Here is an 18946-nt window from a genome sequence, read left to right as displayed (position 1 = left end):
ACAACTCTGAGGTGCTCGCAGCGTGGCAGGAGGAGGTGACCGGCAGATGGCGGGCGGGTGGCCGGAACCGGATCGCGGCGCCGGCCGTCTGAGACCGGGGCGGACGGGTCCGCATGCCTCGTGCGGGAGGGCGGGCCCGAAGGCGGCTGGGACTGCGGCTGTGGCCGCGACTGAGGCTGGGACTGTGACTGGGCGAGGAGCGTGGGGGAGACGGTGCGGACGGCAAGGGTGCGGGCGACAAGGGTGCGGGTGCTGACGGTTCGGGCGGCCGCGTGGATCAGGCGGAGGGCCGGGCTCCTGCTGTTCGCGCTGCTCGCGACCCAGTTGGGGTCCCTCGTCAGCCCGGCCTACGCCTGCGGCTGCGGGGCCATGGTCCCCGACGGCACCTCGCGGATCGGAGTCTCCCGGGAGGCCTCCGTGGTCCGCTGGGACGGCAGGACCGAGCAGGTGGCCATGCGGTTCACGGTCGGCGGCGATGCCAAGCGGGCCGCCTGGATCATGCCGGTGCCCGGACGGGCCACGGTGCGCCTCGGCGACGCCACGCTGTTCTCGCAGCTGGTGGACCTGACGGGGCCCGAGTACCGCACCCGCGGCTACTTCTGGCCCCGGCGCGGGGACTGGCCCCTCGGCGGCGGCCGGGGGGACATGGCCGGGGCGGCGCCGCCCCGAAGCGGTGAGCCGCGGGTCGGCGTCATCGGCCGCGAGCGGCTCGGTGACTTCGACGTGGCCCGCCTGACCGCGACCGACCCCGGGGCGCTGAGTGACTGGCTGGAGACCAACGGCTTCGAACTCCCCGACCGGCTCTCCGCCGAGCTGAAGCCGTACGTGGACCAGCGCTGGGAGTACGTCGCCGTACGCCTCGCCCCCCGGGACCCCGCCGCCATCCTGAGCGGCACCCTGGACCCGCTGCTGATCCGCTTCGAGAGCGACCGGCTGGTCTATCCGATGCGGCTGTCCCGGCTGGCCTCCACCGCCCAGTCCCTGGGCCTGTACGTCCTGGCGGAGCACCGGATGGAACCCGTCTCCGCGATCGGCGGCAACGCGCCCGAGGTGACCTTCGCCGGACGGATCACCCCGACGGGACCCGTCGCCGCATTCGCGGGCGCGGAGCCGGTGTTCCTGACGGCGATCGACCAGAGCTTCCCCGTCCCGTCCCGGATCGACGGCGACCACGAACTGCGCGCCGCCGCCGGGGACGCCCCGTACCGCAGGGTCGAGTACACCGACGAACTGCTCACGACCGGAGGCGTCCCGGTCTGGATCCTCACGCTCGGGGGCGTGCTGGTGATCGCCACTGCGGCGGCCGCCCTGACCGTGCCGCGGCTGCGCCGCGGCCGGACGGCAGCCGTCCGGGCCCCGGGCGCGGAGGCTGCCTAACGGACTCCGCGCTCCGCGTGCCGTCCGGCCTCCCGGGCCAGCGCGGGGGCGCAGAGCCACCAGGCGACCAGTCCGGCGCCGACGCCGGCCACCGCACCGGCGGCGGTGTCGCTGAGCCAGTGCGCGTGCAGCCAGGTGCGGCTCCACATCATGGCCGCGATGAACACCGCGCCGCCGATCCACCACGCCCGGCGCCGGGCGGCGGGAACGAGGATCGCGCCGACGATGACGACCAAGAGCGCCGCACCGGCCGCGTGGCCGGAGGGGAAGGAGCCGTGGTCGACCCGGACCAGCGGGTTCTCCGGTCGCGGCCGGTCCACCAGGTGCTTGAGGCCCTGTACGACGAGCATGTTTCCGGCCATGTAGACGACGAAGAGGAATCCCGCCGACACCCAGCGCCGCCGGACGAGCAGGAAGAGCAGCAGGGCCAGCGGGACGACGGCGCCCGCCGGGCCCCCGAACCAGTTCAGCAGCGCGGCGACCACGGAGGGGATCCCGTCGTGCGGTCCGCCCATCCAGGACAGCCAGCGGTCGTCGAGCCCCTGGAAGGGCGGCCGCTTCACGTTCCCGCGGACGACGAGCGCGAGCGCGGCGGCGGATCCGAGCAGCGCGACTCCGAAGACGAGGGTGCCGGTGCGCCTGCTGCCCGGGTCGGTCGCGGTCGCGGGTGCCGGTGCGGCGGCTTCGAGGGGTGGGTCGACGGGGATCGTGGACATGGCTGTGCTGCCTCTCGCGGCGGGTGGAGAAGGAGGGGGAGGTGAGGGGAACGAGGGGAGGATGTGGCCGGTTTGGGCTGGCCACAACTCGTGCTTACACGTGTAATCAAGGAATGTAGCCATGCCCTCTCCACACCACAAGCCCCTCGCGACCAGCAGCTCCGCAGCCCTGCGGGCGGGCGCGCAGCCCGGTCCGGCAGTCCGGCGGCCCGGTCCGCCGGCGGGCAGTCCCGCGGGCGGACAGCCCCGCGGTCCGGGTCAGCTCCGCGCGTCGGCCCCCGGCCGGATGATCGTGATGCCGCGTCCCGGCGCCGTCCCCATCGCCGCCAGCGCGGCCGGCGCCCCGTCCAGCGGGATCGTGGAGGTGACCAGCAGGTCCGGCCGCAGCGCCCCGGAGCGGACCAGTTCCATCATCGGCGGGTACGCGTGCGCGGCCATCCCGTGGCTGCCGAGGATCTCCAGTTCCCAGCCGATGACCCGTTCCATCGGGAGCGCCGCGGCCCCCTGCGCCGCCGGAAGCAGCCCGACCTGTACGTGCCGTCCGCGCCGGCGCAGCCCGGCCACCGAAGCCGCCGCCGTGGCCGGGGAACCCAGCGCGTCGAGCGACAGGTGCGCACCGCCGCGCGTCACCTCCCGTACGGCCTCGGCCGCGTCGACCCGCCCCGGATCCACGCAGTGCGCGGCCCCGAAGGACCGCGCCAGTTCCAGCGCCGCCGGAGCGGTGTCCACGGCCACCACCCGGGCTCCCGCCGCCACCGCGATCATCACGGCCGACAGCCCCACCCCGCCGCAGCCGTGTACGGAGACCCACTCGCCCGGCGCCACCCGCCCCTGCGCGACGACGGCCCGGAAGGCCGTCGCGAACCGGCAGCCCAGCCCGGCCGCGGTGTCGTACGAGAGCTCCTCGGGCACCGCCACCAGGTTGACGTCGGCATGCTCCAGGGCCACGTACTCGGCGAAGGACCCCCAGTGCGTGAAACCCGGCTGCGTCTGCCGGGCGCACACCTGTTGCTGCCCGGCGGCGCATTCCGCGCAACTGCCGCAGGCGCAGACGAACGGCACCGTCACCCGGTCCCCGGTGCGCCAGTTGGCGACTCCCGGGCCCACCGCCTCGACCACCCCGGCCAGTTCGTGGCCGGGCACGTGCGGGAGCGTGATGTCGGGGTCGTGCCCCATCCACCCGTGCCAGTCGCTGCGGCACAGCCCCGTCGCCTCGACCCGTACGACCACGCCACCGGCGACCGGCACCGGATCGGCCACGTCCCGCACCTCGCCGGGCTCCCCGTACCGCTCGAACACCACCGCGCGCACGCCGACCGCCTCCACTCGCCTGATCCGTCCCACCCGGGCTCACTTGTCGGCTCCGGGCACGGATGCGAAGCTGCCGGGACGACCACCACAGACCATCAGGGGGACATCATGAACCGCAAGACGACCGGCAGGACGACCCGCAAGCGCGCCGCGGCCACCGCCGTATCCGTGCTGCTCGCCCTCACCGTCACGGCCATCGGCGCGAGCGGGTCGGCGTACGCGGCCGCGGGCGACAAGAAGGTCGAGGTCATCAAGTAGCCCGTGGCCGGTCCGTACACTGGCGGGCATGGTAAGCCGCATCAGTGAGCTGGTCATCGACTGCGTCGACCCCGAGCGCCTGGCCGGGTTCTGGAGCGAGGCGCTGGGCTACGTGGAGCTCTCCCGGGAGGACGACGGGAGCATCGAGATCGGGCCGCCCGGCGCCGGCTTCGGAGGTCCGCAGCCCACCCTCGTGCTCAGCCCGAGCAGCGATCCGCGCAGGGGCAAGCTCCGCCTGCACATCGACGTGAGCCCGGTCGACCGGGACCAGGACGCCGAGCTGGAGCGCCTGCTCGCGCTCGGCGCCCGTCCGGCGGACGTCGGCCAGACCGGCGCCGAGAGCTGGCACACCCTGGCCGACCCGGAGGGCAACGAGTTCTGCCTGCTGCGCACCCGTCTGAAGCCCCTGGCCTAGGCCGTCTCTTTCGGATCTTGCCGGGCCCGCGACGCCTGGCACCGCGCCTGGCCGCACTGCCGAGGCGCCCCCGTACGCCCCGTACGCGAGCGCCCCGGCAGCACGCCCGGGCACGGCACCAGACGTCGCGGGCTCGGCCGACAAGATCCGAAAGAGACGACCTAGGAGGGCTTGGCGGAGGACCAGGCGGTGACGCTCACCTTGTCGTCGCAGAAGGCGAACACGCCGTCGTCCATGGCGATCTGGTGCTTCCCGGCGCCGAGCACGCCGATGACCACCGTCGGGTAGGAGCCCGGGGTCGCGCCGGACGCGCAGTAGCCGTCGGCCTCGCCCTGGACCTGGACGAAGGTGAGCTTCGTCCACGCGCGGGCGCCCGGGGCCAGCATCACGTTGGTGGCGGCGGGGCCGGTGTGGGTGGTGGCCAGCGGCTTGTTCTTCTCCGGCGAGCCGTTGCCGGCCGCCGCGACCGTCGGGTGCCCGTACACCTTGCAGGGGGCGCTGGAAGTGTTGGTGACGGAGACGATCGCGGCCCCCGTTCCGGTGCCGGACGGGCGGACGTCTGCCTGGTGCCCCTCGGAGACCTTGACGTCGTCCACCGAACAGGGCTTCTGCGGCCCGCCGGTCCCGCCACTCCCACCACTCCCGCCGGAGGCGGAGCCGCCCGAGGACGCCGCACCTCCCGTGGAACCCCCGCTCGCGCCCCCGCTCGTGGTCCCGCCCTTGTCGCCGCCGCTGGGCGTGGCGCCGGCCGGCTGCGAGGCCGCGCCCGGCGCCGACGGGGCGCCGCCGCCGTCGCCGGTCGGCGTACAGCCCGTCATCAGAGCTGCGGCCGCCAGGACCGTCGCCAGGGCCGCCGCGGTCCGGCTGATGCCTGCTGTGTGCTGCATTGGGTGCTCCCCGAGGTTCACGACCGGTACCACACCGGCACTCACGTGCACGTACACGGGCCATCGCCCCGAGCAGGTTCCCGCCGCACACCGCTGTGGCGCTTCCGTGACGCGCCCATGACGAAGCCGGATCACCCCACCGCCGTACAGGCCGCGCAAGAGGCGGAGTCCGTCCTCAAGCTCCGGAGCCCTACGAGGTCAGGGAGCGCTCTCTCGCACCGGATCCGCCGCCGATGGGCAGGGTGTGGGGTGACGAGCGCCGGTTCGCGTTCCTGTGCGCGGTGCATCGATCCAGGCCTCGGGCTGAGGCCTCGGGACGAGGCCGCGAGTGCAGTGGGGCGGGCGGCCGGCCGAGCGCACGGCAGGGTAGTCCAAAAGATGTGCGCTCGTGCCCCGTTAGGGGTTTTTCCCGATCCCGCATCAGGCCTCCCGGCTACCGTCGTACGGGCCGTTCTGGGGCCTGGCAAGGTCCGAAAGAGACGACCTGGGGAGGGGCTGATGCCGGTGATCGCGGTGGGGTTCCGCCTGGGCCGTGCCGTCATCGGGCGGCAGGTGACGGTTCTTCTCACGGAGTCCGGTGTGCTGCACCGCTCCCACGGCGTGTACGGGCAGCCGCCCGAGCTCGATCCGCCGAAGCCGCCGCCGCGTCCTCCGCGCCCCGACCTGGCGTGGAGGACGGGCGAGCACGCCCTGGCGGGACCGATCGGCGCTCTGCGGGAGCTCCACGCGACAGCCGTCGAGAGGGGCTACACCGAGGTGCTCATCGCGCCCGCGTGCGTGCGCATCGACCTGGAGGAGCATCCGCTGCCTCCGACCGGCAAGCGGCGCGGGCGGCCGCACCCGGAGCTGACCAACGCCTTCATCGGGACCGCGCCCGGAACTCCACGGACCCTCGACGCCGCCCTCGACGAGTTCCGTACGCTGCTCGGCCTGCCCGTCCGTCCGGGGAACGGCGCCGGGCAGCTCCGCCGGACCCCGGTCCCGCCCCGGAGCGACGCCATGCTGCGCGCCCTCGCCCACGGCACGGCGATCACATCGCCCGAGCGCCTCCCCGTGGGCTGGAGCGTCACGCCTCAGGGCGTCACCCTGCGCGCCGGCCGGACGGCCGAATCCCTCGACCGTCCGGCCGTACTCGAACTACAGGCCGCGCTCACGGCCTGGCTGCGCCTCACCCAGCCGCCCACAGGGCCGTCAGTACGGGGCTCCGGGCTTCGGCCGTGACCGAAGGGTGAGGGTACGAGCGCGGGGCCGGCAGCAGGGCGACGCGCGGTGTCCTGCCCGGTGGCAGTCTGTCCGGGGCCCTGAGCGGGAGACTGCCGCCCATGGACCTGGACTCGGTGATGGTGGAGCTGAACGCGGTACGCCCGGCGGATTTCACCGCGGCACGGAACGCATACGCGGCCCAGGCCCGGGAGGCCGGTGACCGGGAGCTCGCCGCCGCGATCTCCGGACTGCGCAAGCCGACCGTCGCGGTGTGGACCGCCGGGCTGCCTGCCCGCCTCCGGCCCGAGGAGACCCGCCGGCTCCTCCGGCTCGGCGAGGCACTGCGCGGCGCGCACCGGACGCTGGACGGCGAACAGCTGCGGAAGCTGTCGCACGATCAGCATGCGGTGATCGGCGGCCTCGCGGCCATGGCGCGCTCACTGGCCGCAGAGGCCGGCCAGGCCGTGAGCGAGCCCGTGCTCCACGAGGTCGAGCAGATCCTCCACGCGGTCCTCGCCGACGGTGAGGTCGCCGCGCGATGGGCGGCGGGGCGCCTGACGAAGGCTCCGGACGCCGTCGTCGGCTTCGCCGGCCTGGAACCGCTCCCCGGTGCTGCTCCGCCCCGGCAGGAGGAGGCGGCGGCCCGACCGGCCGGCGCGGAGCCACGACGGCCCCGGACAGCGGGTGCGGGAGGGCGGGAGGGGCAGGCCCGGCGTGAGCGTGCGGAGGCCGCCCGTGCCTCCGCACGGGCGGAGTTCGCCGAAGCCCGGACCGAGGCGGACCGGCTGCGGGCCGCACGGGACGCGGCACGGGAGCTGGCGGACGGCGCGGCAGCCGAGGTGTCCGCGGTCGAGGAGGAGATGAGTGCCGTCCGCGAGCGGCTGGAGGCGGCGACCACGGCGCGTGCGGATGCCGCCGCCGGCTTGCGCGAGGCCGGGCGGGCGGCCGCGAAGGCGCAGCGGCGGGCGGAGAGCGCCGCACGGAAGGTCGAGAAGCTCGGCGGCGCCGCGGAGTGAGTCGCCGGGCCGGCGGTCGGCCTCGGCCGCACGGATGGAATCAGGCAGAACGAGAGGGGGTGGCGATGGCCAGTCGCGTGCGCGCGGCGGCCCTGACCTCCGCGGTCTCCATCGGGTCGTCGCGCAGTGTCGCGATCCGCCCCCGGGTTTCGGGGTGGGCCGGCGCGTGGGCGATGCCCAGCAGCCGGGTCCGTTCCTCGCAGTCCCAGAGGGACTCGGTATGGGGGGTGTCCGGGCCGGAGGGGTCGATGGCGGCGAGCGCCCGCAGGTAGTCGGCCCGCTCGTAGGAGTGTGGGGTGTGCTGCCACAGCCGGCGCAGCACAGGGGCGGCTTCGGACGCGGCGGCGCCGAAGTGGGCGAGCCGGTTCGCCGTCACGTCGGGGCCGCACCACTCCCCGTTCCGCCACTGCTCGGAGAGTTCGGCCAGGAGTCCCGGCAGTGCCTCGGGGCCGGGGTGATCGGCCAGTACATCCGCTCCCATCGAGGCCAACCACTCGCGTTCGTCCGATGCCCACTCCCGGGCGGCCGGCACCGCGCGGGGTCCGAGGCGGTCGACGGCCCGCCGGAGCCGGGGCAGCGCCCTGCGGCCGTCCGCGGTGCCGAGCGAGGGAACCAGAGGGATCAGGGCCTCGATGGGCTCCCGGACGTTGAGCGCCCGCAGCGCGTCGATCTTCGTGTACCCGTCGGTGCCGTCAGCGGCCAGCAGGGCGAGGAGTTGTGCGTCGCTCAGAGCCTCCAGTGACGGCCGCGGCGCGAACGGGGAAGCCTGCACCTCGATCCCGAACCGGGTCCACACCTCGGCAGCCGACGGAGGGTACTCCTCCCCGGCGATCCGGCCCCGCGCGACGTCGCCCAGATCGTCCCACCACTCGGCCGGCCAGTCCGTCGAAACCGACTCCAGTACGCGGACCCAGTGCTCGCCCTCCCGGACGTACGCCCGAAGCCCCTCACGGGCTTCCTCCGAGCCGGCCAGGGCCAGCAGCTCGAGCACCGAGGAGGCACGCGAGCACTCTTCCTCGTTCCCCGCGAGCTGATCGACGACCGGCGTCGGCGACAGGTCCAAGTCCCTGATCAGCCGGGCCTGGTAAAGGGCGCGGGAGTCCGACTGATCCCACTTCCAGTCCCGCCGGATCCCGTCGTACACGAACGGTGCGGCGGCCGCCGGGTGCTGCGCGGCGCGCACCGCGCCCAGGCCGCGGCCGCGCTGCAGCAGCCCTTCGAGGCAGTCAGGGGCGGCATGGAGCGGTGTGCGGGTCTCGTCGTCATGGCTCATCACCCGGCACCCTGCCCGACCGGGGACGCGGCCGTCCACGCGATATCGCGGTCCCGCTTCACGGCTCACCTAGCCCTTGGCGCGGCTCAGGGTCAGGGTCGCCAGGGCTTCGGGGGCGCCCGGCTGGTCGCGGATGCCGGGGAAGGCGTTGACGTCCACGATGAGGGGGGAGCCGTCGGCCGTGGCGATGATGTCGACGCCGTAGACGTCCAGGGAGTAGAGCTCGCCGACCCGCCGGGTCAGATCCGCCCATCCCTCCGGGAGGCGGGGCAGGGGCAGGGTCGGGCCGCGGCCTTCCGGGGAGAGTTCCGAGCGGCGCAGGGCCGCGAAGACGCGGTCTCCGATCGCCCAGAGCTTGTGGTCCCAGCCGTTGTTCGGGGCGAAGGCCTGTATCACCACGGGCTCGTCGGGCCAGGACTCGGCCAACTCCCCGAGGCGGACGGTGTCGTCGACCCGGGCCACGAGGTCCCCGCGGCGGCTGTGGCGGCTCTTGAGGACGACGGGGGAGCCCAGTGAGGCCCCGGCCGCCCACCGGGCGAGGGGGCCGACGGTACGGGTCCGCGCGAACGGCAGCCCGGACCGGACGGCCAGCTCCGCCATCAGGGTGCGGTCCTGGCAGAGCGTGGTCGCGGCGGCGGAGTTCACCACCGGCGCCCCGAGCCGCTCCAGGCGCCGGGCCAGTTCCAGGCCGGACGGGGTGTGTGCCTTGAGGAGGTACGCGTCCGCCGGGACTCCGAGGGCCGCGTCCGGTGCGCCGGGATCCAGCAGCTCCACTGCGTGCCCGGCGGCCCGGAGGAGACCGGCCGTCGCCGCGAGCAGCGGATGCCCGGGGTTGTCCGTGATCAGACCGACCCTCATACGGGCTCTCCCGTGGGGGCCGCGGGGGCAACGGCGGCCGGGGTGACGGCCGGCGGCGAGATGGCCGTCGGAGCGGCGGCCGTCGTGGCCGCCGTGGCCTGGACGGGGATCGACACGGTCCGACCGGGCCACTGCGCGAGGGTGGGCCCGGCTTCGGGGCAGGGCCGTGAACCGGCGCCCCGCGCGAGGCCCAGTACCGCGCGGGCCACCCGGGCCGCCGCGTCCGGGACCTGACGGAAGCTCGGGAAGTCGTTCACGTCCACGACCACCGGCCCGTCGGGCCCCAGCAGCACGTCCACCCCGTACAGGTCGAGGCCGTAGACCTCCCCGACCCGCGCGCCGATCTCCGCGATCTCCGCGGACAGCGGGACGAGGCGCTCCGGGACGGAGGTGTCCGGATGCAGGGGCGAGCGGCGCTCCGTGGCGAAGAGCTCGCCGCCGACCGCGTACACCTTGAGGTCGGTGCCCGAGTTCGGGACGTACGGCTGGGCGACGAGCATGCCCTCGCCGGCCAGTTCGGGGAGCAGCGCGGCCAGCCGTTCCGGCGAGGAGACCAGGTGGACGGCGCGCCCGGAGCTGCCGTCGGAGGGTTTGACCACCAGCGGGTACTCCGACGCCGGGATCTGCGCCAGCAGCTCCGGCCGGGCCACCGCGTAGGTCGGCGGCAGCGGCAGTCCCCGGCCGCGCCCGATGGCGGCGGCCAGCGCCTTGTCCCGCACGCCCCGGATGGCGCGGGCGTCGTTGACGGTGGTCGCGCCGGCCGCGGCGGCGGCTTCGAGCAGGGTCAGTCCGGGCCCGCCGGACACCGTCTTGAGGACCCAGGCGTCATGGGCTCCGGCGTCCACCGCCTCGCTCATCCGCAGCAGCGAACCCCCGGGCCGCAGTACGTCCACCCGGTGGCCCCAGGCCTTCAGTTGCCGGACCACCTCGTTCGGCATGCCGTCGTGCCGATAGTGCTCCTCCACCAGGAAGCAGAGCCTCATGGACCTTCCCCATATTTCCCGGACGTCCGCCGATTCCGTCCGGCGAGTTGTGACGTCACAGGATGTCATGGGCCGCAATGTGATGATCGGTCCGTGTCCGCGGCAACCCGCCCGGGCGGCGCGGGGGCGGGTCTCGCGTCCGCCCGACGTCCGCCGGTCGTCCGCCGGTCGTCCGCCCGACATCCGGATGCCGCCCGGATTCCGCCCGGCCGCCGTCCGGCCACCGAGACGCGGAGGGGCCGGGTGGCGTGAGCTCGCGATTTCCCTTCCGGCCAAAGGGCGACAGAAGGACCCTTACCGGTCGCGGTTGAGTGGAAAACTTGTCAGGGGCTGCCCAAAGCGATCAACAACTCTCCTATAGTGATGCCTCGTTGCCAGGAACCTTCTCCTCCATTTACGCCCGGTATGAGGCTTTGATTGATGACGGCGTCGCCCTCCCCCCTTCGCCCCTCCGCGCTGGCCCTGCTGATCACCGCAGTCGCCGGCGGCGCGCTCACCACGGCGGCGGTGGCCGCGGCCCCGTCGTCCATCGCCACCGCCCTCGGCTGGTTCGCCGGCGCGGGCGTCCTGTTGCTCGCGGTATCGGCCTTCGCCGTGACCTGGTGCATACGCACCTCCCGGGTCCAGCGCGGCCGGATCACCGCACTGGGTGCCGAACTGGCCGCCCGTGACGGGCACATCGCCCGGCTGATCGCCGACGCGACCCGTGACGCGGCCGCGCACACCGCCGAACGCTCCCGCCTCACCGGCGAACACGCCGCCGTACTGGACCGGCTGACGGCCGACCACGCCGCCGTGCTGGAGCACCTGACGGGCACGCACTCCGTCGAACTCGACGGACTGGCCGCCGCCCAGAACGCCTCCCGCGAACGGCTCGGCGCGGAGCTGCGCCGCGCCGAGTCGGGCCGGGCCGCCGCCATGGCCGCGGCCGCCAACGCCGCCGGACGGATGCAGGCCCTGGCCACCGGGATGCTCGCCGACCTGCGCGACATGGAGCACCGGCACGCCGACGAGGACGTCCTCGGCGACCTTCTCCACCTCGACCACCGCACCGCCCAGGCCGGCCGCCTCGCCGACTCCATCGCCGTGCTCACCGGGGCCCGGTCGGGCCGCCGCTGGGCCAAGCCCATCGTCATGGAGTCGATCCTGCGCGGCGCGATGGGCCGCATCGGCGGCTACCAGCGGGTCAGGCTCCACTCCACCAGCGACGCCGCCGTCGCCGGGCACGCGGCCGAGGGCGTCATGCACGCACTCGCCGAACTCCTCGACAACGCGGCCAACTTCTCCCCGCCGACCGCCGAAGTCCACGTCTACGTGGAGGAGGTGCCGTCCGGGATCGTCATCACCGTCGAGGACAGCGGCCTCGTCATGAGCGAGGTCCAGCTGCGCCGCGCCGAACAGGCCGTGACCGCCGCATCCCTGGACCTGGCCGGACTGTCCGGGACCCGGCTCGGCCTCGCCGTCGTCGGCCGGCTCGCCCGCAAGCACGGACTGACCGTCTCCTTCCGGCCCTCCGCCCGCGGCGGTACGGGCGCCCTGATGATGCTCCCGCAGGAGCTGATCAGCCGCGCGCCCGCCGACAACCCCGCCGCGCCGCTCGCCGTCCCGGCGCAGCGGTCCGCCCCGGTCGCGCCGCAGGCACCCGCCGGGTCCGCAGCTCCCGGCGGGGCCGGGCCCGAGCCCGAGGCCGTGCACGACACCGCCGACGGTCAGGAAGACACCGTCCGCGCGCAGGACCGTACGGCGGTGGACGGAGGGACCGCGGTGCCCGGCGCAGCCGGCACCGGCACTGGGGAAGGCGCCGACTCCGAATCCACCGGCGAGCACCCGCACTTCGGCGACAGCGGCCTGCCCCAGCGCCGTCGCGGCCGTACCCTGGCCGCCGCCCACCCCGAGGGCGCCGACGGCGCGGCCACCGATCCCCGTACGGCCCCGGCCACCGGCTCCGCCGCCGGCGGCGCGTCCCGGTCGGCCGCCCGGTTCGGCAGCTTCCGCCAGGCCGTACGAGGCACCGCGACACCGGGTGCGGCAGACGCCGGAGCCCCGGGCGGCCCCGGCGAAGAGCAGCAGCCCGCGCACACCACAGACCCGGAAGGCAACACGCGATCATGACCGGCTTCACCACCGACGAGACGCTCAACTGGCTCCTGGAAGGCCTCCTGGAGCGCACACCGGGCGCCCGGCACGCCCTCGTGCTCTCCCGCGACGGCCTCAAGCTGTGCCGCACGCCCGAGCTCTCCGTCGACCAGGCCGACCAGCTCGCCGCGATCGCCGCCGGCATCCAGAGCCTGTCCCACGGAGCGTCCATCGAGTTCGGCGACGGCACCGGCGGAGTCCGCTCGGCGATGGCCGAGTTCTACGGCGGGATCCTGTTCATCGTCGAGGCCGGCGAGGGGGCGCACCTGGCGCTCCTCGCGGGCGAGGACGCCGACGCCGGGCTGGTCGGTCACAACATGTCCGAGCTGGTCGAGCAGCTCGGCGAACACCTCATCGCCAGGCCCCGGGGATGAGCCGGACCCGGCCGGGCCGGGACGACTCGCCGGACCGGCTGTACACCCTCACCGGTGGCCGCAGCCGCTCCGGATCCGATGTCTTCGACCTGGTCACCCTGGTCGTCGCCGAAAGCGATCCGGTGCCCGGCATGCAGTCCGAGCACGCCGCGATCCTGCGCATGTGCCAGTTCCCGACGGCCGTCGTGGAGATCGCGGCCGAGCTGGGACTGCCGGTGTCGATCGTACGGATCCTGCTGGCCGACCTGCTCGCCACCGGACGGATCCGCGCCCGGCACCCGCGTACGGCGAACTCGGCGTACAGCTTTACCGACCCCGACATCCTGGAGCAGGTGCTCGTTGGACTCCGCAATCTCTGACGCGACGATCCCCGAAGCCGCGTCGCCGACCCCGGCCGGCGAGTACCGGTCCACCGAGTACCCGGCCGCCGAGTACCGGGCCACCGAACCGGCTCGGCCGCCCCGCCAGGCTCTGCGCAGTACGGCCGACAACGGGCTGAAGATCGTCATCGTGGGCGGTTTCGGCGTCGGCAAGACCACGATGGTCCGCTCGGTCAGCGAGATCCGTCCGCTGAACACCGAAGAGACCATGACCAAGGCCGGCGAGGCCGTGGACGACACCCAGGGGATCGCCGGGAAGAACGCCACCACCGTGGCCTTCGACTTCGGGCGCATCACCCTCGACGCCCGCAACGTGCTCTACCTGTTCGGCGCCCCCGGCCAGGAGCGGTTCTGGTTCCTGTGGGACCGGCTGTTCTCCGGCACCCTCGGCGCGGTCGTCCTCGTCGACACCCGGCGCCTGGCGGACTCCTGGTACGCCATCGACCGGCTCGAACACCACGGCACGCCCTTCGTCGTGGCCTGCAACGACTTCGGCGGCCCCGAGCACACCCCGGAGCAGATCCGCGCCGCCCTGGACCTGCCCGACGCCATCCCGCTGGTGTTCTGCGACGCCCGCTCCCGGGAGTCCAGCAAGCAGGTCCTGATCTCCCTCGTCCAGCACCTCCAGACGGCCGCGCTGTCGAGCAACCGGCCGAGTCTCCAGCAGAGCCCCCTGTCCCAGACCCCGGAGCCCACCCCGTGACCTGCCCCGCCGCCCCCGAGCACCAGCCCGTCTACCTCGGCGGCCCCCGGTTCCAGACCGACCCCGCCGAGTTGTACCGCGAGATGCGGCGCGACCACGGCGCCGTCGCCCCGGTCGTCCTCGACGGGGACGTACCGGCCTGGCTGGTCCTCGGCTACCGCGAACTGCACCAGGTCACCAGTGACCCCGTGCTCTTCTCCCGGGACTCCGAGCTGTGGAACCAGTGGGAGCGCATCCCCGCCGACTGGCCGCTGCTCCCGATGATCGGCCGGCGCCAGCCGTCGATCCTCTACACCGTCGGGGAACGCCACCGCGAGCGGGCCGCCGTCATCTCCGAGGCCCTCGAAGCCGTCGACCCCTTCGAACTCAAGGGACACGCCGAGCGGTTCGCCGACGAGCTGATCGACGAACTGTGCGGCAAGGGTTCCTGCGACATCGTGGGGGAGTACGCGATGCTGCTGCCGCTGCGCGTCCTCGCCCGCCTCTACGGCTTCTCCGACGAGCAGGGCCCCGGACTCGTCCGCGCCATGAACGACATGATCAACGGGCGGGAGGGCGCCCTGGAGGGCCAGCAGCACCTCGCCGAGTCGATGTTCGCGCTGCTCTCCGCCAAACTCGCCGAGCCCGGACCCGACGTGGTCTCGCGGATGCTCGCCAACCGCTCCGGCTTCACCGTGGAGGAGGTCGCCCAGGACCTCATGGTCATGATGGCCGCGGGCCACCAGCCCACCGCCGACTGGATCGGCAACTCCCTGCGCCTCATGCTCACCGACGACCGTTTCGCCGCCTCCCTCGCGGGCGGCCGGCACAGCGTCGGCGAGGCCATGAACGAGGTGCTGTGGGAGGACACCCCCACCCAGAACGTGGCCGGCCGCTGGACCTCGCGCGACACCCACCTGGGCGGACAGCGCATCGCCGGCGGGGACCTCGTCCTGCTCGGCATCGGCGCCGCCAACACGGACCCGCACGTGCGCACCGACGCCGGAGAGCTGACCGGCGGCAACAACGCCTTCTTCTCCTTCGGACACGGCGAACACCGCTGCCCCTTCCCCGCCCAGGAGGTCGCCGAGGTCATCGCGCGCACCGGCATCGAGGTGCTCCTCGACCGGCTGCCCGACGTGGACCTCGCCGTACCCGCCGGGGACCTGGCCCGCCGCCCCTCGCCCTGGCTGCGGGGCCTCACCGCCCTTCCCGTGACCTACACCCCGACCCCCGCCCTTGGAGCGACCCGATGACGTGCCCGATCGACCACTCCGGCCCCGCGGCCATCGTCCTGGACCCCTTCGTCGCCGACCTCGAAGCGGAGAGCGCCGCGCTGCGCGCCGCCGGTCCCCTGGTCCAGGTGGTCCTCCCCGGAGACGTGTCGGTGTACGCCGTCACGCACCACGCCGAGGCCCGCAAGCTGCTCACCGATCCCCGGATCGTCAAGGACATCGACGTGTGGGGCGCCTGGCAGCGCGGCGAGATCCCGATGGACTGGCCGCTGATCGGCCTCGCCAACCCCGGCCGCTCGATGCTCACCGTGGACGGCGAGGACCACCGTCGGCTGCGCACCCTGGTCGCGCAGGCCCTGACCGTGCGCCGGGTCGAGAAGCTGCGCGCCGGCATCGAGGCGCTCACCACCGGGATGCTGGACAAGCTGGCCGCGCTGCCGGCCGGCGAGACCGTCGACCTCAAGGCGCAGTTCGCGTACCCGCTGCCGATGAACGTCATCAGCGACCTGATGGGCGTCGACGCCGAGGAACACCCGCGTCTGAAGGCGCTGTTCGAGAAGTTCTTCTCGACGCAGACGCTGCCCGAGGAGGTGCCGCAGATGATGGCGGACCTCGGCGCGCTGTTCTCCCGCATCGTCGAGGCCAAGCGTGAGAACCCGGGCGACGACCTCACCAGCGCCCTCATCGAGGCCTCGGAGGACGGTGACCACCTCACCACCGAGGAGATCACCAACACCCTCCAGCTGATCGTCGCCGCCGGTCACGAGACGACCATCAGCCTGATCGTCAACGCGGTCGTCGCCCTGGAGACCCACCCGGAACAGCGCGATCTGGTCCTCAAGGGCGAGGTCTCCTGGGAGAACGTCATCGAGGAGACCCTGCGCTGGTCCAGCCCCACCTCGCACGTCCTGATCCGCTTCGCCACCGAGGACGTGGAGGTCGGTGACCGGATCCTGCCCAAGGGCGAGGGCCTGATCGTCTCCTTCGGCGCGCTCGGCCGCGACGAGGCCCAGTTCGGTGAGACGGCGGGGGAGTTCGACGCCGCCCGCACCCCGAACCGGCACATCTCCTTCGGCCACGGCCCCCACGTCTGCCCCGGTGCGGCCCTCTCCCGGCTGGAGGCCCTGGTGGCCCTCCCGGCCCTCTACGCCCGCTTCCCGGACCTCACCCTGGCCGTCCCGGCGACGGAGCTCCGCAACAAGCCGATCCTCACCCAGAACGACCTCTTCGACCTCCCGGTCCGCCTGGCTTGACCGGGGTGCCCCGCCCCCTCGGTGCAGGAGGGGGCGGGGGGCGGCCGTTTTAATCGGATGTGCTTGCGGGGCACGGTTGTTAGGTTCGGCGTGTGCCGAAGCTGAATCAGATCATCGCAGTCGAAAAGGGCGTCAAGTCCAAGGCCCTCCAGGAGCTCACCCAGGCTCACCAGGACGTGCAGAAGCCCGCCCTGCTGGCCGGCATTTCCAGGACCTATCAGCCCAAGGACGAAGAGGGCGAGCAGCTCCCGCCCGAGTCCACCCGGGTCCAGATCAAGGCCGAGGACGCCCTGCGGGCGACCGCCTCGACGCTCACCCGGCTCTTCGACGTGACCGCGACGAAGGACTGGGCGAACCGGTCCGCGGCCGCGGACGTGGTGGTCGACGGCAGGGTCCTGCTGCCGCAGGTGCCCGTCCCGTACCTGCTGTTCCTGGAGAAGCAGCTCACCGACCTGCACACCTTCGTGCGCAAGCTGCCGGTGCTCGACGCCTCCGAGTCGTGGAACCTGGACCCCTCGACGGACGCCTGGAAGACGGACGCGGTCCGGACCATCCGCACGAAGAAGGTCCCGCGCAACCACGTCAAGGCGGAGGCCACGGAGAAGCACCCGGCGCAGGTCGAGGTGTACTACGAGGACGTGGCGGTCGGTTACTGGACCACCGTGAAGTTCTCCGGCGCGCTGCCCGCCCGGCGGGTCAACGAGCTCCTCGACCGGGTCGAGAAGCTCCAGCAGTCCGTCAAGTTCGCCCGCGAGGAGGCGAACAACACCGAGGTCACCGACCAGCGGATCGGCGACGCGGTATTCGGCTACCTCTTCGGGTAGCCTCACATTCGCCCCCGTCGCGAGCGGGGGTGCGCGATGAGCGCAAGCTGAAACTGATGTTGAAGCTGATCCAGGGGTGTCAGTTGGGGGTTCGAATCCCTCCCCCCGCACACGTGCGGGGGTGGCCCAAGTCCGGTAGAGGCGGCCCCGTCAAACTCAGATTCTCGCTCCAGTCTCAGTATTCGCCGCCGAACACCGGATCGACCGAGCGCGGGCGAACATTGACGGATAGGGGTTCAAGTCCCCTCGGCGCCTCTGCGTGGCGCTGTAGTTCAACGGCAGAACACGTCGATCTCAAGATGACCCGCGGCTCTTAAACGCCGTCGGTGTGCGCAAATGGGTGGCAAGCTGGAGCCCGGGAGCTGGACATGCTCCCGGGCTCCGTCACGTGCGGAGACCCGCCCGGGCCCGTTACGCGGGCATCGGAACCGAGACGAACGGCGTGCCCGACTCGTTCTCCACCAGGACCGCCCGGACGTCCGCCGGGTCCACCGCCGCCGAGCCGTCCAGCGCCGCGCCCTTGCCCTCGCCGTGCTCCGCCGTGCCCACCACCCAGCCGCCCGCGGTGGTGCGCGTACCGTCCCGGGAGACCACGACGATGCGGCAGCGTTCGCCCGCCCGGATCCCCGTCACCGCGGCGTGGACCCTCACCCACTTGGCCGCGGGCGTCACCTGTACGGTCATCCGCGCTCCCGTGCCCGCATCCGTCGCGGAGGCCACCTTGGTCCCCGCCGCGGGCGGCGGGGGCGTGGCCGAGACCGTCGGCAGCGGCCGGGCCTCGACCGTGACGCTCTCCCCGCCCAGCTGCGTGCCGGCCCAGAACACGGCGGTCAGCGAGGCCGCCACGGCCAGCCCCGTGAGGGCGGTCCGGCGCCGGCGCGCTCCGTCGACCTCCTGGCGCATCTGGCGCAGGGTGCGCTGGAGCAGCAGGTCCCCGCCCTGCGGCGGACCGTCGAGGAACGCCTCGGGGGGTACCTCGCCCAGCGCCGTCTCCATCTCGCGCAAAGCCGTCACCTCCTGACGGCACTGAACGCAGCCGTCCACGTGTTCCTCGACCCGGCGGACCTCCGCGTCGTCCAGGACGCCGAGTACGTACGGGCCGAGCAGTTCCTCCTCGTGCCGCTGCCCGTTCATGCCACCACCTCCTGCAGTCCGCCGGGCCGCGGAGACGGGCCGCCCGTGCGTGTGCTGTCCCTGAAGACTTCTCTGAGCGCCTTGAGCGCGTAGTGCGAGCGCGATTTCACCGTGCCGGCCGGGATGCCGAGGGTGTCCGCGGCCTCGGCGACGCTCTGCTGGCGGTAGTACAACTCCGTCAGCACGTCCCGGTGTTCCGGCGACAACCGGTCCAGGGCGCCCAGGACGGTCATCGTGTCCACGACCGCGTCGGCGTGGTCCGCCTCCACCGGCGGATGGGCCGGCGACCCCGACACCTCCGGCGGCCGGGCCGCCTTGGCCCGGTACCGGTCGGTGATGATGTTGCGGGCCACCGTGAGCAGCCAGCCGCGTACGGAACCCTTCCCGTTCACCAGGACCTCGGAGTGGCGCCAGGCCCTGATCAGGGTCTCCTGTACGACGTCCTCGGCCGTGGCCCGGTCTCCGGTCAGCCGGGTCGCGTACGCGAGCAGGGCGTGACCGTGCTCCTCGTACACGGACTTGATCAATGCCTCGTCGGTCGAGCCCCGCCGAGTGCGGGGCCACAGTGGTCCGGCCATCTCACCCTCTCCGTCTTCCTCGCTTACGTGGTGCGGTCACAACACGCCACGCA

The 18946-nt window shown here is 73.4% G+C and carries 20 protein-coding genes and 1 pseudogene; 13 read left to right on the top strand and 8 right to left on the bottom strand.

Going from position 1 to position 18946, the window contains the following annotated elements; translation table 11 throughout:
• Positions 1-249: 249 nt before the first annotated feature.
• Entirely contained in the window at positions 250-1377 is a 1128-nt protein-coding gene (locus ACFYYB_RS19355) for a DUF2330 domain-containing protein (protein WP_389436404.1), read from the top strand.
• Here ACFYYB_RS19355 and ACFYYB_RS19350 read toward each other — a convergent pair.
• Together ACFYYB_RS19350 and ACFYYB_RS19345 are read right to left on the bottom strand one after the other, a co-directional pair.
• Complete coding sequence (locus tag ACFYYB_RS19350) at positions 1374-2093, bottom strand: phosphatase PAP2 family protein (protein WP_389436403.1); 720 nt, start codon at positions 2091-2093, stop codon at positions 1374-1376. The genes ACFYYB_RS19355 and ACFYYB_RS19350 overlap by 4 nt on opposite strands.
• 258 nt (positions 2094-2351) lie before the next feature.
• Positions 2352-3404: a zinc-dependent alcohol dehydrogenase family protein gene (locus ACFYYB_RS19345; RefSeq protein ID WP_389436402.1), complete on the bottom strand. Its 1053-nt coding sequence runs from the start codon at positions 3402-3404 to the stop codon at positions 2352-2354.
• A gap of 108 nt (positions 3405-3512) precedes the next feature.
• On the opposite strand from ACFYYB_RS19345, the gene ACFYYB_RS19340 reads away from it, so the two are divergent.
• Complete coding sequence (locus tag ACFYYB_RS19340) at positions 3513-3662, top strand: hypothetical protein (protein WP_389436401.1); 150 nt, start codon at positions 3513-3515, stop codon at positions 3660-3662.
• A 28-nt stretch (positions 3663-3690) separates the two neighbouring features.
• Positions 3691-4077, top strand: a complete 387-nt coding sequence (locus ACFYYB_RS19335; protein ID WP_389436400.1) for a VOC family protein — start codon at positions 3691-3693, stop codon at positions 4075-4077.
• Between the two features lie 161 nt (positions 4078-4238).
• Here ACFYYB_RS19335 and ACFYYB_RS19330 read toward each other — a convergent pair whose 3' ends face one another.
• Positions 4239-4964: a DUF4232 domain-containing protein gene (locus ACFYYB_RS19330; protein WP_389436399.1), complete on the bottom strand. Its 726-nt coding sequence runs from the start codon at positions 4962-4964 to the stop codon at positions 4239-4241.
• A gap of 498 nt (positions 4965-5462) precedes the next feature.
• On the opposite strand from ACFYYB_RS19330, the gene ACFYYB_RS19325 reads away from it, so the two are divergent.
• Positions 5463-6185, top strand: a complete 723-nt coding sequence (locus ACFYYB_RS19325; RefSeq protein WP_389436398.1) for a hypothetical protein — start codon at positions 5463-5465, stop codon at positions 6183-6185.
• A gap of 101 nt (positions 6186-6286) precedes the next feature.
• Positions 6287-7183: a hypothetical protein gene (locus tag ACFYYB_RS19320; protein ID WP_389436397.1), complete on the top strand. Its 897-nt coding sequence runs from the start codon at positions 6287-6289 to the stop codon at positions 7181-7183.
• 40 nt (positions 7184-7223) lie between these two features.
• On the opposite strand, the gene ACFYYB_RS19315 is transcribed toward ACFYYB_RS19320, so the two are convergent.
• From ACFYYB_RS19315 to ACFYYB_RS19305, 3 genes are all read right to left on the bottom strand, one after another.
• Complete coding sequence (locus tag ACFYYB_RS19315) at positions 7224-8456, bottom strand: hypothetical protein (RefSeq protein ID WP_389436396.1); 1233 nt, start codon at positions 8454-8456, stop codon at positions 7224-7226.
• Positions 8457-8525: 69 nt separating this feature from the next.
• A complete protein-coding gene (locus ACFYYB_RS19310; RefSeq protein ID WP_389436395.1) occupies positions 8526-9314 on the bottom strand; it encodes a RimK family alpha-L-glutamate ligase in 789 nt (262 codons plus the stop codon).
• Positions 9311-10297 (bottom strand): RimK family alpha-L-glutamate ligase, encoded by a 987-nt coding sequence (locus tag ACFYYB_RS19305; protein WP_389436394.1) that lies wholly within the window; start codon positions 10295-10297, stop codon positions 9311-9313. Before ACFYYB_RS19305 ends, ACFYYB_RS19310 begins: the two co-directional genes overlap by 4 nt.
• A 420-nt stretch (positions 10298-10717) precedes the next feature.
• Between ACFYYB_RS19305 and ACFYYB_RS19300 the strand changes: the two genes are divergently transcribed.
• The 8 genes and pseudogenes from ACFYYB_RS19300 (at position 10718) to ACFYYB_RS19265 (ending at position 17291) form a co-directional block, all read left to right on the top strand.
• Positions 10718-12409, top strand: coding sequence for a sensor histidine kinase (locus tag ACFYYB_RS19300; protein WP_389436393.1), 1692 nt, complete (start codon positions 10718-10720; stop codon positions 12407-12409).
• Positions 12406-12807 carry a roadblock/LC7 domain-containing protein gene (locus ACFYYB_RS19295; protein WP_389436392.1) on the top strand — a complete coding sequence of 134 codons (402 nt, stop codon included), beginning with the start codon at positions 12406-12408 and terminating at the stop codon, positions 12805-12807. Before ACFYYB_RS19300 ends, ACFYYB_RS19295 begins: the two co-directional genes overlap by 4 nt.
• The gene (locus ACFYYB_RS19290) at positions 12804-13166 is read left to right on the top strand and encodes a DUF742 domain-containing protein (protein WP_266875153.1); all 363 of its coding nucleotides are present in this window, start codon (positions 12804-12806) and stop codon (positions 13164-13166) included. The genes ACFYYB_RS19295 and ACFYYB_RS19290 overlap by 4 nt, the downstream gene beginning before the upstream one ends.
• Complete coding sequence (locus ACFYYB_RS19285; RefSeq protein WP_389436391.1) at positions 13147-13890, top strand: ATP/GTP-binding protein; 744 nt, start codon at positions 13147-13149, stop codon at positions 13888-13890. Before ACFYYB_RS19290 ends, ACFYYB_RS19285 begins: the two co-directional genes overlap by 20 nt.
• Positions 13887-15125 carry a cytochrome P450 gene (locus tag ACFYYB_RS19280; protein WP_389436390.1) on the top strand — a complete coding sequence of 413 codons (1239 nt, stop codon included), beginning with the start codon at positions 13887-13889 and terminating at the stop codon, positions 15123-15125. The genes ACFYYB_RS19285 and ACFYYB_RS19280 overlap by 4 nt, the downstream gene beginning before the upstream one ends.
• On the top strand, positions 15122-16357 hold the full coding sequence (locus ACFYYB_RS19275) for a cytochrome P450 (RefSeq protein WP_389436389.1): 1236 nt from the start codon (positions 15122-15124) through the stop codon (positions 16355-16357). The genes ACFYYB_RS19280 and ACFYYB_RS19275 overlap by 4 nt, the downstream gene beginning before the upstream one ends.
• Before the next feature lie 92 nt (positions 16358-16449).
• Positions 16450-17181, top strand: a complete 732-nt coding sequence (locus tag ACFYYB_RS19270; protein ID WP_389436388.1) for a hypothetical protein — start codon at positions 16450-16452, stop codon at positions 17179-17181.
• Between the two features lie 23 nt (positions 17182-17204).
• Positions 17205-17291, top strand: a pseudogene (locus ACFYYB_RS19265).
• 301 nt (positions 17292-17592) lie between these two features.
• Here ACFYYB_RS19265 and ACFYYB_RS19260 read toward each other — a convergent pair.
• Positions 17593-18315, bottom strand: coding sequence for a zf-HC2 domain-containing protein (locus ACFYYB_RS19260; RefSeq protein WP_389436387.1), 723 nt, complete (start codon positions 18313-18315; stop codon positions 17593-17595).
• On the bottom strand, positions 18312-18893 hold the full coding sequence (locus ACFYYB_RS19255) for a sigma-70 family RNA polymerase sigma factor (protein WP_389436386.1): 582 nt from the start codon (positions 18891-18893) through the stop codon (positions 18312-18314). The genes ACFYYB_RS19260 and ACFYYB_RS19255 overlap by 4 nt, the downstream gene beginning before the upstream one ends.
• Positions 18894-18946 lie beyond the last annotated feature (53 nt).

The organism is Streptomyces sp. NPDC002886 (assembly GCF_042888445.1).
In the GTDB taxonomy this organism is placed as follows: Bacteria; Actinomycetota; Actinomycetes; order Streptomycetales; family Streptomycetaceae; genus Streptomyces.
The sequence above is the reverse complement of the archived record's forward strand: the minus strand, read 5'-3'. Positions and strand labels throughout refer to the sequence as shown.

Coding starts and splice junctions, on each gene's coding strand:
- ACFYYB_RS19350 (WP_389436403.1), bottom strand. CDS start 2,093: ATGTCCACGATCCCCGTCGACCCACCCCTCGAAGCCGCCGCACCGGCA.
- ACFYYB_RS19340 (WP_389436401.1), top strand. CDS start 3,513: ATGAACCGCAAGACGACCGGCAGGACGACCCGCAAGCGCGCCGCGGCC.
- ACFYYB_RS19335 (WP_389436400.1), top strand. CDS start 3,691: ATGGTAAGCCGCATCAGTGAGCTGGTCATCGACTGCGTCGACCCCGAG.
- ACFYYB_RS19330 (WP_389436399.1), bottom strand. CDS start 4,964: ATGCAGCACACAGCAGGCATCAGCCGGACCGCGGCGGCCCTGGCGACG.
- ACFYYB_RS19325 (WP_389436398.1), top strand. CDS start 5,463: ATGCCGGTGATCGCGGTGGGGTTCCGCCTGGGCCGTGCCGTCATCGGG.
- ACFYYB_RS19320 (WP_389436397.1), top strand. CDS start 6,287: ATGGACCTGGACTCGGTGATGGTGGAGCTGAACGCGGTACGCCCGGCG.
- ACFYYB_RS19315 (WP_389436396.1), bottom strand. CDS start 8,456: ATGAGCCATGACGACGAGACCCGCACACCGCTCCATGCCGCCCCTGAC.
- ACFYYB_RS19310 (WP_389436395.1), bottom strand. CDS start 9,314: ATGAGGGTCGGTCTGATCACGGACAACCCCGGGCATCCGCTGCTCGCG.
- ACFYYB_RS19305 (WP_389436394.1), bottom strand. CDS start 10,297: ATGAGGCTCTGCTTCCTGGTGGAGGAGCACTATCGGCACGACGGCATG.
- ACFYYB_RS19300 (WP_389436393.1), top strand. CDS start 10,718: ATGACGGCGTCGCCCTCCCCCCTTCGCCCCTCCGCGCTGGCCCTGCTG.
- ACFYYB_RS19295 (WP_389436392.1), top strand. CDS start 12,406: ATGACCGGCTTCACCACCGACGAGACGCTCAACTGGCTCCTGGAAGGC.
- ACFYYB_RS19290 (WP_266875153.1), top strand. CDS start 12,804: ATGAGCCGGACCCGGCCGGGCCGGGACGACTCGCCGGACCGGCTGTAC.
- ACFYYB_RS19275 (WP_389436389.1), top strand. CDS start 15,122: ATGACGTGCCCGATCGACCACTCCGGCCCCGCGGCCATCGTCCTGGAC.
- ACFYYB_RS19260 (WP_389436387.1), bottom strand. CDS start 18,315: ATGAACGGGCAGCGGCACGAGGAGGAACTGCTCGGCCCGTACGTACTC.
- ACFYYB_RS19255 (WP_389436386.1), bottom strand. CDS start 18,893: ATGGCCGGACCACTGTGGCCCCGCACTCGGCGGGGCTCGACCGACGAG.